We start from the raw sequence: 16,159 nt of genomic DNA, 5'->3' as shown, positions 1-16,159 counted from the left end.
CTTCATGGCCGAGGCCTGCTGCACGAACCATCATGGACACGACCACCACGGGCATGACCACCACGGGCACGATCACGCCCCTGAGGCCGCCGCGAAGGCTCACGATCAGGCTCACGACACCTGCGGCTGCGGTGGCGGCGTCCCGGTCTTCGACGGGGTGGACCCGCGCTACAAGCGGGTGCTGTGGACGGTGATCGCGCTCAACGGCGGCATGTTCCTGATCGAGCTGCTCGCCGGGCAGCTCGCCGGATCGCAGGCGCTCCAGGCCGACGCCCTCGACTTCCTGGCCGATACGGTCACCTACGGGCTGAGCCTGGCGGTCATCGGCGCGAGCCTTCGGGTGCGTGCCACGGCAGCCCTGGCCAAGGGCCTGAGCCTGACCGTCATGGGCGCCTGGGTCATGGGCTCGACGGCCTATGCGGTGCTGTTCCTCGACCTGCCTCGCGCCGAGATCATGGGCGGCATCGGCCTGATGGCCCTTGCCGTCAACGTGGCGAGCGTGCTCCTGCTCATGCGCTACAAGGATGGGGACGCCAATGTGCGCTCGGTCTGGCTCTGCTCCCGCAACGACGCCATCGGCAACGTGATCGTCATGGCGGCGGCGCTCGGCGTCTGGGGCAGCGCCTCGGCCTGGCCGGACCTTGCCGTGGCGGCCATCATGGCGGGCCTGTTCCTGACCTCGGCGGTGCAGATCCTGCGCCAGGCCTGGGCGGAGTTCCGCGCTGGTCCGACCCACGCTCATCCGTCTCCGGCGGAATGAAAAAGGCCGGGCTCCGAACCCGGCCTTACATCCCTGCAGGGGCGCGCCGGGACACCTAGTTCGAGGTGTACCGCTCCGTCAGTTCCTTGGTCCGCCGCTGCGTCATGTCGAGAACGCAGGCCTGCTGGGCCGCCGTCGTGCCGCTTCGGTTGTCCCACTCGGCGCCGATCAGCTCGAACAGGCAATTGGCGTTCCGGTAGGCGATCCAGGCCCGCTGGGCCTTCACGAGGTTCGCCTGCCAGGCCGGCTTCTGGTCGGCCGGCGTGTCGGTGTCGGCGGTGATATACGCCTGCGCACGCTGGTAGGCCACGTTCAGCGCCTTATCGGCTTCAGTGATCGCCTTGTTGAGGCAGTTCTGCGCCTCATAGCCGCCGAAGCGGTCGCAGGATGTCGGAGGCGCCCATTGGGCATGAGCCATCGTCGAGACGCATCCCAGGGCCAGGATGCCGAGAACGAGCCGGACCATCATCGTTGTCTTCCACGTTGCGCTGAGATGAAGGCCGGGCAAGACCCGGCCTTCCGTGTTTCGCGCTCAGGCCTTCTGCTTGGCGGCGCGCTCCATGCCCTCGCGGATCAGGCGATGGGCTTCCGTGGCGTCGCCCCAGCGGATGATCTTCACCCACTTGCCGGGCTCCAGATCCTTGTAGTGCTCGAAGAAGTGCTCGATCTGCTTGAGGGTGATCTCCGGCAGGTCCGTATAGGTCTTCACCCGGTCGTAGCGCTGGGTGAGCTTGCTCGACGGCACCGCGATGATCTTCTCGTCCTCGCCGCCGTCGTCCTCCATCACCAGCACGCCCACGGGCCGTACGTTGATGACGGCCCCGGGCGCGATGGCGCGGGTGTTGGCCACGAGCACGTCGCACGGGTCGCCGTCGCCCGAGAGCGTGTGCGGGACGAAGCCGTAATTGCCGGGGTAGCGCATGGACGTGTAGAGGAACCGGTCCACGAAGAGGGCGCCGGAATCCTTGTCCATCTCGTACTTGATGGGCTCGCCGCCGAGCGGCACTTCGATGACGACGTTCACGTCGTCCGGCGGGTTCTTTCCGGTCGGGATGGCGTCGATGCGCATAAGGGCGTTTCTCCGAACATGAGGCGGGTCGTCAAAAGACGCGTCTTATGGCCTCACTACCCGTACTCGGAGCAAGCAACAAGCCTGGGGAAGGTTTCAACCGAACAGATATGCGATCTTGGCTAACGGGATGCCGCCGATGCGCTCGTCTACCCGGGCGATGCTCCGGCCGCCCAGCCCTTCATAGAACGCGCAGGCCCGGGCGTTGTCGGCCAGGGCCCAGACCGCCACGCGCTCCATGTCCCGGTCGCGCAGGTCGTTGCGCACCGCCTTGAACAGCCGACGGCCGAAGCCGAGGCCCTGATACTCGGGCGCCAGGTAGAGCTCGTCGATCTCGCCGCCGGCAGGCAGGGCCCGGTCTCGGCAGCGGCCATAGGAGACGTAGCCCGCCACGCCCTGGCCGATATCGAGCACCGCCAGCGGGCGGCCCCGGCTCAGGGTCGAGCGCCACCAGCGCGGGCCGCGCCGGGCCAGCATCTTCTCCAGGGCGACGCCGGGAATGATGCCCTGGTAGGCCTCCCGCCAGGCCGCGTCGAACACCTTCGCCAGGGCGGGGGCGTCGGTGGGCTTGGCGTGGCGGATACTGACGAGAAGGTCGCTCATGGGCAGTCGCTTGAAAAAATCTGAGCCGCAACATCAGCTTCCGCCCGGGAGGGTTAACGCGCGCTTAACGGCCCCCGGTTCGAAAGCGTGACCATTCAAGCAGACAGGGAGACCGGTGCGCAGGGGCCAAAATGCCGCAAGCCGGCAAAGCATTGGACCTGGCGAGAGGGTGGGTTCAGCCCTGAACGTAGCCCGGCCGGTCGAGATCCTCGAGGAGGCCGATCCCCTTCGGCCGCCATCCGAGCCGCTCCTGCGTCAGGCGGCTCGAAGTCGGACAATCCAGACCTGCAAAATGCGCAAACCAGCCGAAATGCCGGGCAGCCTCGTCGGGGGTCAAGCTCCGCACCGGGAGATCGAGGCGGCGTCCGATCACGCCCGCGATGTCCCGGAACAGGATCCCCTCCTCGGCAACCCCGTGGTGGCGGGCCCCAGCGGATCCGTGTTCGAGGGCGAGCCGGAAGAGCCGGGCGGCATCGTCCCGGTGAACGGCGGGCCAGCGGTTCGCCCCATCGCCGATGAAGGCGGAGATTCCCGTCCGGCGGGCGATGCCGATGAGGATCGGCACGAAACCGCGATCCCCATCCCCATGCACGGACGGGGGGAGCCGCACCACCGACACAGGCAGGCCCTCGGCCGCAAGCGCGTTCGCCGCCTCCTCGGACGCGGCTCTGGGATGGGCGGCCGCGCCCGTGGCCGGGTCCGAGGCTTCGGTCGATACCCGACCCTGCGGCAGGATGCCGATCCCCGACGTGACCACGAGAGGGCGGTCCGAGCCCGCAAGGCCGGAACCGAGCGCCGCGATCACCCGCCGGTCAGCCTCGCAATTGTCCCGGAACGTCGTGAAATCATGGTTGAAGGCCGTGTGAATCACGCCCTCGGCCGCCTCGGCTCCCGCCCGCAGGCCGTCGAGGTCCTCGAGGCTGGCCCGGTGGACGCCGGCCCCGGCGGCCTCCAGAGCGTTGGCGGCTGCCTCGGAGCGCGCGAGGCCGGTGACCCGATGGCCCGCCTCCATCAGATCCCGCACGACCGCCCCGCCGATGAAGCCCGTTGCCCCCGTCACGAAAACCCGCATCCCGTTTCTCCTCGTCTCGCCATAGCCCGCAGGGTCGGCTGATGAGAGGAGGCTAGGCGATCACTCCGGGACGATCTATGCTGCATCGTCCTTGTTTTTCTCGCAATCGTCCAGGATGGGTCATGGACACGCTCTCGGATATCCTGTCGCTGCTGCGCCCCCTCGACTACATGTCGGCGGGTCTCGACGCGGGCGGCCGCTGGTCGGTCGGGTTTCCGGGCCCGCCCCACACGATCAAATGCGGGGCCGTGGTGTCCGGCCGGTGCTGGCTCTCGGTGGACGGCGTTCCCGAGGCGGCCCGCCTGGAGCCCGGTCATTGCTTCCTGCTCCCGGGCGGGCGTCCGTTCCGGCTGGCGAGCGACCCGGTCCTGCCGCCCGTTGCGGCAGGCAACGTTTTCGCCTCCGCCCGCCGGGGCGGGGTGGTCACCTGGAACGGCGGCGGGGACGTGCTCCTGGTCAGCAGCCGCTTCGCCCTGGCGCAGGACCAGGCGCCCGTCCTGCTGGGCCTCCTGCCGCCTCTCGTGCATATCCGCGCGCCCCTGAGCGGCGACCCCTTGCGCCGCTCGGTGGAGCAAATGATGGCGGAGCTGCGCGAGCCCCAGCCCGGCGGCGCGCTGGTCCTGCGGCACCTTGCGCACATGATGCTGGTCCAGGCCCTGCGGCTCTCCCTGAACGAGGAGCCTGAGGGTGCTGCGGGCTGGCTCGCCGGGCTCGCGGACAAGCGGCTGCGGGGCGCGATCAATGCCGTGCACGAAGACCCGGCGCGGCGCTGGACGCTTCGCGACCTGGCCGGGGAGGCGGGCATGTCGCGGTCGGCCTTCGCCCTCGCGTTCCGGAGCGCCGTGGGCACGGCCCCCATGGAGTACCTGACCCGTTGGCGGATGAGGCTGGCGGCGGACCGGCTGGCGCGCACGCAGGATCCGGTGTCCGGCATCGCCCTGTCGCTGGGTTACGAATCCGAGAGCGCCTTCGGCACGGCTTTCAAGCGGGTGATGGGCGTCTCGCCCCGGCAATACGGGCGCGGCCGACTACCCGTTTTGCCGGGCGACGGCGCTCCGCTCGATCCCCTACAAAAAAGCCCGCTCCTTTCGGAGCGGGCTTGAGGGTTCGGGCGCGAGACGCCCGCAGCCTTAGGCCGCGAGCTGGCGCAGCACGTACTGGAGAATGCCGCCGTTGCGGAAGTATTCCAGCTCGTCGAGCGTATCGATGCGGCAGACCAGCGGGACCGTCTTCTTGGAACCGTCCGCCGAGGTGATCTCCATCTCCATGCGCTGACGCGGCTTCACGTCGCCGGTCAGCCCCAGAATGGTGATCGTCTCGTCGCCCTTGAGGCCGAGCGACGCCCAGGAGGTGTCGCCCTCGAACACGAAGGGAGCCACGCCCATGCCGACGAGGTTCGAGCGGTGGATGCGCTCGAAGCTCTCGGCGATCACGGCGCGCACGCCCAGAAGGTTCGTGCCCTTCGCGGCCCAGTCGCGGGACGAGCCGGTGCCGTATTCCTTGCCGGCCAGGATCACCAGCGGCACGCCCTCGGCCTGGTAGCGCATGGCAGCGTCGTAGATCCACATCCGCTCGCCGGAGGGCTGGTGGATGGTGTAGCCGCCCTCGACCACGTGGCCGCTCTCGTCCTTCACCATCTGGTTCTTGATGCGGATATTGGCGAAGGTGCCGCGCATCATGACCTCGTGGTTGCCGCGACGGGTGCCGTACTGGTTGAAGTCGGCCACGCGCACCTGATGCGACTGGAGGTACTCGCCGGCGGGCGAGTTCGCCCGGATGTTGCCGGCGGGCGAGATGTGGTCGGTGGTGATCGAATCCTGGAAGAGGCCCAGCACCCGCGCATTCACGATATCCGTGACGGGCTTGGGCTCCTTGGTCATGCCCTCGAAATAGGGCGGGTTCTGCACGTAGGTCGAACCCATGTCCCACTCGTAGGTGAGGCCCGGCTCGAAGGTGACCTTCTTCCAGTTCTCGTCGCCCGTGAACACGTCGGCGTAGCGGGTCTTGAACAGCTCGCTCGTGATCGTGCGGTCGATGAACTCCTGCACCTCGGCGGAAGACGGCCAGATGTCCTTGAGGTAGACCGGCTGGCCGTCGGACCCGGTGCCCAGCGGCTCGGTGGTGAGGTCGATCAGCATGGAGCCCGCCAGCGCGTAGGCGACCACCAGCGGCGGCGAGGCCAGGTAGTTGGCGCGCACGTCCGGGTTCACGCGGCCCTCGAAGTTGCGGTTGCCCGATAGCACCGACACGGCCACGAGGTCGTTGTCGTTGATGGCCTTCGAGATGTTCTCCGGCAGCGGGCCCGAATTGCCGATGCAGGTGGTGCAGCCGAAGCCCACCAGGTTGAAGCCGAGCGTGTCCAGGTCGCCCTGCAGGCCGGCCTTCTTGAAGTATTCCTCGACGATCTGCGAGCCGGGCGCGAGCGAGGTCTTCACCCAGGGCTTCGACGACAGGCCCTTGGCGACGGCGTTGCGGGCCAGAAGCCCCGCGCCGATCATCACGCTCGGGTTCGAGGTGTTGGTGCAGGAGGTGATCGCCGCGATCACCACGTCGCCGTGGCCGATGTCGAAATTGGCGTCATCGACCTTGACGCGCTTGCCGATCTCGGCGGCCTTGCGGAACTCGGTCTCCATGGCGCCCTCGAAGGAGGTCTTGGAGGTGTCGAGCGTCACGCGGTCCTGCGGGCGCTTGGGGCCGGCGAGCGAGGGCTGCACGTCGCCCAGGTCCAGCGCCAGGCTGTCGGTGAAGACCGGGTCCGGCGTCTCGGCGGTGCGCCACATCCCTTGAGCCTTGGCGTAGGCCTCGACCAAAGCCACGCGCTCGGGGGTGCGGCTCGTGGTCTTGAGATAGTCGATCGTCTTCTGGTCGATCGGGAAGAAGCCGCAGGTGGCGCCGTATTCGGGCGCCATGTTGCCGATGGTGGCGCGGTCGGCCACGGACATGTCGTTGAGGCCCGGTCCGTAGAACTCCACGAACTTGCCCACCACGCCCTTCTTGCGCAGCATCTGGGTGACGGTGAGCACCAGGTCGGTGGCCGTGATGCCTTCCTTCAGCTTGCCCGTGAGCTTGAAGCCGATCACTTCCGGGATCAGCATGGAAACGGGCTGGCCCAGCATGGCGGCCTCGGCCTCGATGCCGCCCACGCCCCAGCCCAGCACGGCGAGGCCGTTGACCATGGTGGTGTGCGAGTCGGTGCCCACCAGGGTGTCCGGATAGGCGATCTCGTTGCCGGACGCCACGTCCTTGCGGGTCCACACGGTCTGGGACAGGAATTCCAGGTTGACCTGGTGGCAGATGCCGGTGCCGGGAGGCACCACCGAGAAGTTCTCGAAGGCGGTCTGGCCCCATTTCAGGAAGCGGTAGCGCTCGCCGTTGCGCTCGTATTCGAGCTCCACGTTGCGGTCGAAGGCCTTGGGCGTGCCGAACTCATCCACGATCACCGAGTGGTCGATGACGAGGTCGACGGGCACGAGCGGGTTGATCTTGCGCGGGTCGCCGCCGAGATTCTTCATGGCGTCGCGCATGGCCGCCAGATCCACCACGGCGGGCACGCCGGTGAAGTCCTGCATCAGCACGCGCGCCGGACGATAGGCGATCTCCTTCTCGTCCTTGCCCTTGTTGGCAAGCCAGGCCGCCACGGCCTCGATATCGGCCTTGTGGACGGTGCGGCCGTCCTCGTAGCGCAGGAGGTTCTCGAGCAGCACCTTCATGGAGAAGGGCAGGCGCGAGACGTCGGCGAGGCCGTTCTTTTCGGCCTCGGGGATGGAATAGTAGGTATAGGACTTGTCGCCGACCTGGAGGGTCTGGCTGGCATTGAAGCTATTGGAAGCGGTCACGGCGAATCCTCGCGTGCATTGGGTTACGAACACAGTGTTCGGCCGAAAGCGCGAAATGCGCGCGCCGCTCCGGGGGCGCCCGGACAGGGAAAAGCGCGCGAGACGGATTGGACGCCGTGGCGCGCGGCGCAGCCGCGGGTGGTATAGATCATTTTCAAACGCCCCGCTACACGGATTAGAACGATTCCGGGGTGGTTTTTCGCGGGGGGTTTTGCGGTTGCGTCTCAGCGTCAGGGGTTTGGCTTGCGAGCGGGGCGGGCGCCGGGTTTTCGACGGGGTCTCGTTCACTCTCGACGAGGGGGAAGCCCTACTCGTCACGGGACGCAACGGCGCCGGCAAATCCTCCCTCTTGGAGATGCTGGCCGGTCGTCTCCGCCCGGCCGGGGGCCGGATTCTCTGGGACGGAGCCGGGGAGCGCAGCCTGGCCGAGAGCCTTCACCATGTCGGCCACCGGGATGCCCTGAAGGGCGCCCTGACGGCTCGGGAAAACCTCGACTTCGCCCGGGACTTCCTGGGGTGTCCCGCGCTCTCCGCCCTCGAGGCCCTGGAGGCGGTGGGGCTCGCTCATGCGGCCCGGCTACCCGTGGGCTATCTCTCGGCCGGGCAGCGGCACCGGGTGGCGCTGGCCCGGCTCCTCGTGGCCCATCGCCCGCTCTGGCTCCTCGACGAACCGACCTCGGCCCTCGATGCCGCCTCGCAGGAGATCTTGCGCGGGCTCCTGGAGGATCACCGTGCGAAAGGCGGCCTGATCGCCGCCACGACGCACGTGCCGTTGTTTCTGAAGACGCCCAAAGAGATCCGGATCGAGCGCGCCTTCCCTCCCCCCTCCGCGGGGGAGGGTGCCGAGCGCAGCGAGGCGGGAGAGGGGTCGAACCCACCTCCTGACGCCCCCTCTCCCGGCCCTGCGGGCCACTCTCTCCCGCAAAGGGGAGAGGGACGATCCAGATCGGGAAAATCCGATCCGGATGGGGGAGAGGGAAGACGCGGAGAGGGATCATGACCCGCTCCTTCCGGGCCCTCCTGATCCGCGACCTGAGGCTCGCGGCCCGTGTCGGCGGCTCGGGCGTCATGGGCCTGATCTTCTTCCTGGCGATCGTGACCCTGATCCCCTTCGCGCTCGGGCCCGATCTCAACCTGCTGGCGCGGATCGGCCCCGCGATCCTGTGGATCGCGGCCGTGCTCGCGACGCTGCTCGGCCTCGACCGGCTGTTCCAGGCCGACGAGGAGGACGGCTCCCTCGACCTCCTGCGCCTGTCGCCCGCGCCGCTCGAGGTGATCGTGCTCGCCAAAGTGCTGGCCTATTGGCTCACCACGGGCCTGCCGCTGGTGATCGCCGCGCCGCTTTTCGGCCTGCTGGTGGCGCTGAGTCCCGAGGGCATGCTCGCCATGGTGGCGACGCTGCTCGTCGGAACGCCCGCGCTCGCCTTCCTGGGGGCGGTCGGGGCGGCGCTCACGGCGTCCTTACGCCGGGGCGGCCTGATCCTGTCGATCCTGGTCCTGCCCTTCATGATCCCCACCCTGATCTTCGGCGTCGCGGCCGCCAACGCGGCGCTCGGCGGCACGGTGCCGTTCATGACGCCGTTCCTGATCCTCATGGCGATCACGCTGGTCAGCGCCGTGGTCGGGACCTTCGGGGCGGCGGCGGCGCTCAGGGCGGGGGAGTGAGTTCTCCCTCTCCCGAGTGGGAGAGGGTTGGGGTGAGGGAGCGCGGTGTCTCGTGGGGTACGCTCGCACCGGTGCAGTTCGGCCCTCTCCTCCCCCTTGTGGGGAGGAGTTGGAGGTGGGGGTGTCTGCACGACGCTGGTTCGATGGAGCGCTCACACCCCCACCCCGGTCGTTTTCGCGACTCGACCCTCCCCACAAGGGGGAGGGGAAGAGGTCGAGGCTCCGCTCTTCTATTCTGAAACGGCATTCCCTCTCCCCTGCCCCTCTCCCAAACGGGAGAGGGAAGCGTCGCCAAGCGACCAGGGTCGAAAAGTCGGGCGCGTTTAATTGTCGGAACGCAAACATCCTGCCGTCATGCCCGGACTTGATCCGGGCACCCACGCCACACGTCGCAAGAAATCTCATTTGAAGACGTGGATACGCGGCTCAAGGCCGCGCATGACGACAGTTTTTGGATCGGCGGCGCGCAAACATCTGCTCGGCTGAACAAAAATGTGGCGCTGAGTCCGTGGACGTCCAATCTCCGCAAGAGCCTCATGGGCCCGTGGAAACCGATGGCAGGCTCGATTTCCGTGGCCGGGGGGCATCGGCACATGTCCAAGACGTGGAGTCCAAAAGCCGATCGAGCCGCTTGAAACGGTCTGCAGGCCCCCGGCCCTTTCCTGCCGTCACGGTTTCAAGTTGATCCCGAACGCCTGCTCCAGCACCGGCTTGCCGTCCCGCTCCACCCGGTAGACCGCCCGGTAGAGGCCCGGCGGCCACCCGGAGGCGGGGCGGCGCAGGCCGCCGAAGGACATCCATTGGGCCTTGTCGCGGTCGAGGGCCGGCACCTTGTTCTGGGCGAGCGGCTTGCCGTCGGGGCCGAACAGCGTGAGGGTCTGGATATCGCCGCCGCGCAGCCCGACCGCCCGGATATAGGCCACCAGCGCGGTCGAGGCGGCATCCGGCAGGCTGGTCTCGACGGTGCCGGATTCGATGGCCTCCATGGTCACGGGACCGGGAGCGAAGCCTTTGTTGAGCAGGTAGGGCTGCTGGTAGGACAGGCTCGCGCGGGCGGACGCGTCCCAGAGCGAGGTCCCGCCGCCGCAGGCCTCCGGCGCCGCCCCGAACGCGAAGGGATCCACCGCCTTGTCGTCCTTGCGCACGGTAAAATGCAGGTGCGGAAACTCGGTCTGGCCCGACAGGCCGACCCGGCCGAGCCTGTCTCCCGCCTTCACGGCATCGCCGGACCGGACCGCGATGCTGTCCTTGGCCATATGGCAATACTGGGTCTGCCAGCCGTTGCCGTGATCGATCACCACTCCGTTGCCGCATTCGATGTTCTGCACCGCGTCCTTGCCGGTCGCCGCGATGGATACGTCCGCCACGCCGTCGCGGGTGCGCAACACCTTCCCGTCCGCCGCCGCCAGAACGTCGACGCCCTGTTTCTGGGCCGCCATCGTGGGCAGACGCAGATCCGTGCCGTCATGCCCGTCATAGGTCAGCCGCCCGCATTGATAATCCCGTGTGGCCGGGGACGGGTCCCGGTCCACGAGATGCTGCACGAAGCAGGTCTTGCCCACCTCGCAGGCGAGCGGCAGCCGGAGGGAGATGTCCTGGGCCGTCGCGGCAGTCGCGCCGAGGATGAGGGCAGGCAGGAGGCCCGAGGACAAGAGGCTCAGGGAAAGCGCGCGCATGGTCGTCTCGCAACAGTGATGCGGGGGATATAGGGCGGGGACGGTGGCGGATGGAAGGCGGACGATGCCGCATCGGCTCGACAACGGCATCCTCCCCTCGACCTCATCCTGAGGAGGGCCGTCAGGCCTGTCTCGAAGGAGGGCTCCAGCGGAGTGTTTCCAGCGCGATCTGGACAATCCTTCGAGACGCCCGCTGCGCGGGCCCTCAGGATGAGGCTTCGAGACGAATGGCTCCGCCATTCCCTCGGGATGAGGCTTCAAGACGGCCTGACGGCCTCCTCAGGATGAGGTTTTGAGGGTGAAGGCTGCTTTCAGGCACCCTTCGCCACTCGCCATTCGCCTCCTTGCGTCAATCCTCTCGTTGCGGGCGGGCCTTCGGGCCGCTACATCGGGGCCATGATCCGTGAGCTTGCCAACCCGACCCGTTTCATGAGCCTCAGCGGCATAGCGCTGCCGTGGATCGGCGGGCTCTCGGCCGTCGTTCTGGTCGTCGGGCTGTATCTCGCCTTCTTCGTGGCGCCCGCCGATTACCAGCAGGGCGACACGGTCAGGATCATGTACGTGCACGTGCCCGCCGCCTGGCTCGGGCTTTTCTTCTACGTCACCATGGCGGCCTCCGCGGTCGGGTCCCTGGTCTGGCGCCATCCCCTGGCGGACGTGTCCCAGAAGGCCGCCGCGCCCATCGGGGCCGCCTTCACGCTGATCTGCCTCGTCACCGGCTCGCTCTGGGGCAAGCCCATGTGGGGCACCTACTGGGTGTGGGACGCGCGGCTTACCTCCATGCTGGTGCTGCTGCTGATCTATGGCGGCATCCTGGCCCTGTGGAACGCCATTGAGGAGCCCAACCGCGCCGCCCGGGCGGTGTCGATCCTGACGCTGGTGGGCGCGGTCAACATCCCTGTCGTGAAGTTCTCCGTCGATTGGTGGAACACCCTGCACCAGCCCGCCTCCGTGTTCCGCATGGGCGGCTCCACCATCCACCCGTCGATCCTGGTGCCGTTGCTGGTCATGGCCGTGGGCTTCACCCTCTTAGGCGTTGCCCTGCACCTGTCGGGCATGCGCACCGAGATCCTGCGCCGCCGGGTGCGGACGCTCACCATCCTGGAGGCCGAGCGCCTCGATGCCGGGTTGGCTCACCCGGCACCCGCCGGCCCGGCCCCTATCCGCACGGGAGCGGCCTGACCATGAGCCCCTATACATTCTTCATCGCGGGCGCCTACGGCGTCACGGCCTTCGTCGTGGCGGGCCTGGTCCTGCGGGCCGTGCTCGATTATCGCGCCCAAGTGCGGGCGCTCGCGGATCTCGAATCCCGGGGCGTCGGCCGGAGGTCGCGCCGTGGCTGACGCGACCCTGGCCCGCTCCCGTCCCCACCTGCTCTATCTCCTGCCCGTCCTGGTCTTCGTGGCGCTGGCGGGCCTGTTCCTGGTGCGGCTCGGCTCCGGCGACCCGTCCCGGGTGCCCTCGGCGCTGATCGGCAAGCCCGCGCCGGCTTTCCGGCTCGAGCCGCTGGAGGGCCTCGTGGCAGGGGGCCGCCCCGTGCCGGGCTTCTCCAGCGAGGACTTGAAGGGCCGGACCACCGTGGTGAACATCTGGGCGTCCTGGTGCGGGCCCTGCCGGGAGGAGCACCCGCTCCTGGTGGACTTGGCGCGTGATCCGTCGATCCGCGTGGTCGGCATCAACATGAAGGACGACCCCGACAACGCCCGCCGCTTCCTCGGCCAGCTCGGCAACCCGTTCTCGGCCGTGGGCGTCGACCCCAAGGGCCGCGCCGCCATCGAGTGGGGCGTCTACGGCGTGCCCGAAACCTTCATCGTCGGCCCCGACGGCACCATCCGGCACAAGCAGATCGGGCCGCTGACTCCGGCCAATATCGGAGCGTTCAGGGAGCGCCTGCGCCAAACCCCGCCCGCTTGAGGCGGTTGAGGGCCACGTCCAGCGCCGACAGGAACGCCGAGCGGTCGCGGGGCGAGAAGGGTTTGGGCCCGCCCGAGACCTCGCCCATGGCGCGCAGGTCCTCCATGAGGTTGCGGGTGGCGAGCGCCATGCCGATGGAGGCCTCCGAGAACGGCCTGCCGGTGGGGCCGAGCACATCCGCGCCCGCCTTCACGCAGCGGCTCGCCAGCGGGATGTCGGACGTCACCACGATGCAGCCGCGCCGGGCCCGTTCGGCGATCCAATCGTCCGCCGCGTCGAAGCCCGAGCCCACGATCACGCGCTCGACCAGGGGATCGCGGGGCACGTTGATGAAGCTGTTGGCGACCACGAACACCCGCGCCCGGTGGCGCTCCGCGACCTTGTAGATCTCGGCCTTCACCGGGCAGGCATCGGCATCGACGAGGATTTCGATGGGCGGGAGCGGGTCAGTCATGCGGGACCGGTCTGTGACGAGGGCGGAGGGGTTGCTTCACGGGGAGAACTAATACGCGGCGGGCCGGTTGTCTCCCAGGAACGGCCCCGGTTGACCGAAACGGACCGTTTCCTCCCACCCCTTTCGGGCAGCGTCTCGTTCCCTTGTCCGCTCCATCCAGCGCCCCGTCCGATCCCCAGCCCGAACGGCGCCGGAAGCGCCACCGCCTCGACAACGCCACGGAACGGCTCGTGAAGGAGGCCGAGGTCCTGGCCCTGCGCCGGGCCGGCCTCGCCCGCGTGGTGGCGGCGGGCCTGCTCCTCATCGGGGTGCTGGCCGCGGTGAGCGGGGTCCGGATCTCCAACCCGGTCGCGCTGCGCCAGATCGCCGCCGTGGAAGTCACCCTGGTGCTGTTCGGGCTCGCGGGCTGGTGCGAGGCTTGGCTCGCCTCCCGGCGCATCGCCATCCAGACCCTGCCGGTGGTGGCGGCCACGGTCGACGCCGTCCTGATCTTCGGCAACCTCCTCTACGGCCACGTGGTGCTGGGGATCCCCGGCAGCCTGTTCGCGGCCTCGCCCATCGCCTGGGTGGTGCCCATCACCATGGCGGCCACCGCGATCTATTATCGGCCCCGGCTCCAGCTCTACGTGGCGGGCCTGTACGCGGTGGGCTTCCTGGTGCTGGGCCTGTCGGGCGAGGCCCTGACGATCGCCGAGCGCCGCACGGATCTCGCGGCGCTGGCGGGCCTGTTCGGCGAATCCGCCAACATGGTGCGGGTGATCATGGTGGTGTCGGCGGCGCTCATCCTCGTGGTGGTGGCCCAGCAGGGCCGCTTCCTTCTCGACCGGGCGGTGCGCGAGACCACCATGCGGCTCCACCTCGTGCGCTACCTGCCGGGGGAACTCGCGCCGATCCTCACCGACCAGGCCTTCGCGTCCCTGAGGGCCGGGCGGCGCATCCGCATCACCCTCCTGTTCGTGGACATGCGCGCCTCCACCACGTTCGGCGAGACCATGGATCCGGCACGCCTCGCGATCTTCATCACGGCCTTCCGGCGCCGGGTCATCCGGGCGGCGGCCCGCTATGGCGGCATGATCGACAAGTTCACGGGGGATGGGGCGTTGATCCTGTTCGGCGTTCCGACCGAGAGCACGAGCGACGCCGCTCGGGCGCTGGAATGCGGCCGCACGCTGCTCACCCTCATCGAGCGCTGGAACGCCAAGCGGGGCTTCGACCCGGCCGTGCGGGTGGGGATCGGCATCCACACGGGCGAGGTGTTCTGCGGCGTGGTGGGGGACGAGAGCCGGCTCGAGTTCACGGTGCTCGGCGAGACCGTGAACCAGTGCGCGCGCATCGAGCAGGCCACGAAGGCCGCCGACGCGCCCCTGCTCGCCTCCCGCGAGACCGTCGAGTCGGCGGGCGAGATCGACGCATGGGTCGAGGTCGAGAACGTGGACCTGCCGGGCGTCACCCGTCCGGTCTGCGTGATGCGGCCGGTTTGAGCGCATCCCGTCATGCCGTGACGGGATATGCTCCGCTGACGTTTCCCATTGAGAGGCCGCCGCTATTCGATAGCGGCGGCCTTGTTCGTGACGCCGACGTCAGAGGATGAAGTCGGCCAGAGTCACCACGGCCGGCTTGTTCTTCAGCAGGATCATGAACTCCGCCGACGCGTCCTTGTCCGTGTTCCCCGACAGGATCCCGGTCTTGGCATCGTAGTGCAGCTGGCCCGCTTTGGTGAATGTCTGCTCCCCCGTCAGCAGCCATCGGAACTTGTTGTTGCCTGCCGCCGCCTTGTTGGCGTCGATGTCCTTGAGGTCGATACGGTCGACGCCGTGCTGGAAGTCGATGATCGTGTCCATCATCTTCCGGTTCGGGCCGCTCTCCGGTGCGGCGTCGAAGACGAACCTGTCGCGCCCCGCTCCCCCGGAAATGGTATCGGTGCCGGCTCCGCCGATGATGACGTCGTTGCCGGCGCCGGCCGACAGGTCGTCGTGGCCGAAGCCGCCGATCAGAACATCGTGTCCGGCATTGCCCTTGACGGTATCGTTGCCGGCTTTGCCGGCCAGCAGTTCAGCCTTGATACTTCCGTTGATCTTGTCTTTGGAATCGCCGCCGACGGTCGTCGTCACGATCGTCCGGATGTCGGACAGCGTCTTGATCGACCCATCGGAGAATTTCAGGGTTTCAATGGGACCCGCGATGGTGAACCCAGAGGGATTCTTCACATCGAAATAGTTTTCGATGATGAGGGTTTGCCCATCGGGCGCCGCCACCCAAAGATTGACGTTCTCCTGATCGGTCGCGAACTTCAGGTCGGTGAAGGCATAGCCGAAAATCACCATGTCGTTGCCGCTGTAGTCGTCGACGGTGTCGCCGATGGCCCCGACGAGCTTGTTGGCGCCCGGCCCCCAGAGATAGGTGTCGTCTCCAAGGCCGCCGCGCATGACATGGGTGCCGTCATTGCCTTCGATGATGTCGTCCCCCATCGTTCCGACCAGGACTTCGTTCTGGGCCGTTCCCTTGAACGATTCCCCTGCTGGCTTCACGGCCCGCAGCACGTCGTCACGTCCCCAGGAGCCATCCTCGAACACGATTTTTTCAATCGTCTGCCCTGAAACTGCGGGCAATGCGGCGATGTTTTTGGGGGTGAACGTGAAGTATCGCTGGATCGTCAAAGCCGATCCGTCATTCGCCGTGATCGTGAGATGGCCGCTGTTCCAGTCGGCGGCATACTTGTACTCGGACGCCTTGCCCGTGACGATGACGCTGTCGTTGCCGCTCTCGTCGTAGATGGTATCGTTGCCGCCATCCCATTCGTACATGTCGTCGCCCTGGTCGCCCCAGAGATAGTCGCTTCCGGCCTCGCCCTTCAGGAAATCGTTGCCAGTTCCGCCGAAGAGCTGATCGTCGGCCTTGCCTCCCTCAAGCGTGTCGTCGCCGGCGTAGCCACGGATGATGTCCGGATTGTCCGTGCCGGTGAGCTTCTCCGAAATGTCCTTGCCGTCGATGTCATTCCATCCACTTGCCATAATATTCAAAACCTAATTAAAAATCGTATTTGAGACGCTATTACGTAGCGTACTTTTACCGGTCAAGCTTAATCTTTGCCGTGTTGATTTTTCCCTTTA

Annotated in this window: 15 protein-coding genes and 1 pseudogene; 8 read left to right on the top strand and 8 right to left on the bottom strand. The window is 67.6% G+C overall.

Features of this window, described 5'->3' with window-relative positions; genetic code table 11:
• The first annotated feature begins 4 nt into the window (after positions 1–4).
• Entirely contained in the window at positions 5–760 is a 756-nt protein-coding gene (locus ILT42_RS08095; RefSeq protein ID WP_204214926.1) for a cation transporter, read from the top strand.
• A 55-nt stretch (positions 761–815) separates the two neighbouring features.
• On the opposite strand, the gene ILT42_RS08090 is transcribed toward ILT42_RS08095, so the two are convergent.
• The 4 genes from ILT42_RS08090 to ILT42_RS08075 form a co-directional block, all read right to left on the bottom strand.
• Complete coding sequence (locus tag ILT42_RS08090; protein ID WP_204214925.1) at positions 816–1,229, bottom strand: lysozyme inhibitor LprI family protein; 414 nt, start codon at positions 1,227–1,229, stop codon at positions 816–818.
• Between the two features lie 63 nt (positions 1,230–1,292).
• Positions 1,293–1,829 carry an inorganic diphosphatase gene (gene ppa, locus ILT42_RS08085; RefSeq protein WP_204214924.1) on the bottom strand — a complete coding sequence of 179 codons (537 nt, stop codon included), beginning with the start codon at positions 1,827–1,829 and terminating at the stop codon, positions 1,293–1,295.
• Positions 1,830–1,925: 96 nt separating this feature from the next.
• Positions 1,926–2,432, bottom strand: coding sequence for a GNAT family N-acetyltransferase (locus ILT42_RS08080; protein WP_204214923.1), 507 nt, complete (start codon positions 2,430–2,432; stop codon positions 1,926–1,928).
• A gap of 175 nt (positions 2,433–2,607) precedes the next feature.
• Entirely contained in the window at positions 2,608–3,504 is an 897-nt protein-coding gene (locus tag ILT42_RS08075; RefSeq protein ID WP_204214922.1) for an SDR family oxidoreductase, read from the bottom strand.
• Between the two features lie 122 nt (positions 3,505–3,626).
• On the opposite strand from ILT42_RS08075, the gene ILT42_RS08070 reads away from it, so the two are divergent.
• Positions 3,627–4,607, top strand: a complete 981-nt coding sequence (locus ILT42_RS08070) for an AraC family transcriptional regulator (protein ID WP_204214921.1) — start codon at positions 3,627–3,629, stop codon at positions 4,605–4,607.
• Positions 4,608–4,634: 27 nt separating this feature from the next.
• Here ILT42_RS08070 and acnA read toward each other — a convergent pair whose 3' ends face one another.
• Positions 4,635–7,340 (bottom strand): aconitate hydratase AcnA, encoded by a 2,706-nt coding sequence (gene acnA, locus ILT42_RS08065; protein ID WP_204214920.1) that lies wholly within the window; start codon positions 7,338–7,340, stop codon positions 4,635–4,637.
• Positions 7,341–7,557: 217 nt separating this feature from the next.
• On the opposite strand from acnA, the pseudogene ccmA reads away from it, so the two are divergent.
• Both ccmA and ccmB read left to right on the top strand, forming a co-directional pair.
• A pseudogene (gene ccmA, locus ILT42_RS08060) lies at positions 7,558–8,196 on the top strand (heme ABC exporter ATP-binding protein CcmA); the annotation flags it as partial.
• A gap of 140 nt (positions 8,197–8,336) precedes the next feature.
• Positions 8,337–9,005: a heme exporter protein CcmB gene (ccmB, locus tag ILT42_RS08055; protein WP_204214918.1), complete on the top strand. Its 669-nt coding sequence runs from the start codon at positions 8,337–8,339 to the stop codon at positions 9,003–9,005.
• A 668-nt stretch (positions 9,006–9,673) separates the two neighbouring features.
• Here the strand turns inward: ccmB and ILT42_RS08050 are convergent.
• A complete protein-coding gene (locus ILT42_RS08050; protein WP_204214917.1) occupies positions 9,674–10,681 on the bottom strand; it encodes a M23 family metallopeptidase in 1,008 nt (335 codons plus the stop codon).
• A gap of 396 nt (positions 10,682–11,077) precedes the next feature.
• On the opposite strand from ILT42_RS08050, the gene ILT42_RS08045 reads away from it, so the two are divergent.
• From ILT42_RS08045 to ILT42_RS08035, 3 genes are read left to right on the top strand one after another with little or no spacing between them, the layout of a single operon-like run.
• Positions 11,078–11,863, top strand: coding sequence for a heme ABC transporter permease (locus tag ILT42_RS08045; protein ID WP_229428362.1), 786 nt, complete (start codon positions 11,078–11,080; stop codon positions 11,861–11,863).
• Between the two features lie 2 nt (positions 11,864–11,865).
• On the top strand, positions 11,866–12,024 hold the full coding sequence (ccmD, locus tag ILT42_RS08040; RefSeq protein WP_204214916.1) for a heme exporter protein CcmD: 159 nt from the start codon (positions 11,866–11,868) through the stop codon (positions 12,022–12,024).
• A complete protein-coding gene (locus ILT42_RS08035) occupies positions 12,017–12,595 on the top strand; it encodes a DsbE family thiol:disulfide interchange protein (RefSeq protein WP_204214915.1) in 579 nt (192 codons plus the stop codon). The genes ccmD and ILT42_RS08035 overlap by 8 nt, the downstream gene beginning before the upstream one ends.
• Here the strand turns inward: ILT42_RS08035 and ILT42_RS08030 are convergent.
• Positions 12,561–13,049 (bottom strand): YaiI/YqxD family protein, encoded by a 489-nt coding sequence (locus ILT42_RS08030; RefSeq protein ID WP_204214914.1) that lies wholly within the window; start codon positions 13,047–13,049, stop codon positions 12,561–12,563. The genes ILT42_RS08035 and ILT42_RS08030 overlap by 35 nt on opposite strands.
• A 143-nt stretch (positions 13,050–13,192) precedes the next feature.
• Between ILT42_RS08030 and ILT42_RS08025 the strand changes: the two genes are divergently transcribed.
• Positions 13,193–14,530 carry an adenylate/guanylate cyclase domain-containing protein gene (locus ILT42_RS08025; RefSeq protein ID WP_204214913.1) on the top strand — a complete coding sequence of 446 codons (1,338 nt, stop codon included), beginning with the start codon at positions 13,193–13,195 and terminating at the stop codon, positions 14,528–14,530.
• A gap of 99 nt (positions 14,531–14,629) precedes the next feature.
• On the opposite strand, the gene ILT42_RS08020 is transcribed toward ILT42_RS08025, so the two are convergent.
• Positions 14,630–16,060, bottom strand: a complete 1,431-nt coding sequence (locus ILT42_RS08020; RefSeq protein ID WP_204214912.1) for a calcium-binding protein — start codon at positions 16,058–16,060, stop codon at positions 14,630–14,632.
• Positions 16,061–16,159: the final 99 nt, after the last annotated feature.

The organism is Microvirga pudoricolor, assembly GCF_016892705.1.
GTDB classification, from domain to species: Bacteria; Pseudomonadota; Alphaproteobacteria; order Rhizobiales; family Beijerinckiaceae; genus Microvirga; species Microvirga pudoricolor.
Note: the sequence above shows the minus strand (reverse complement) of the source record. Positions and strands in the feature narration are given on the sequence as shown.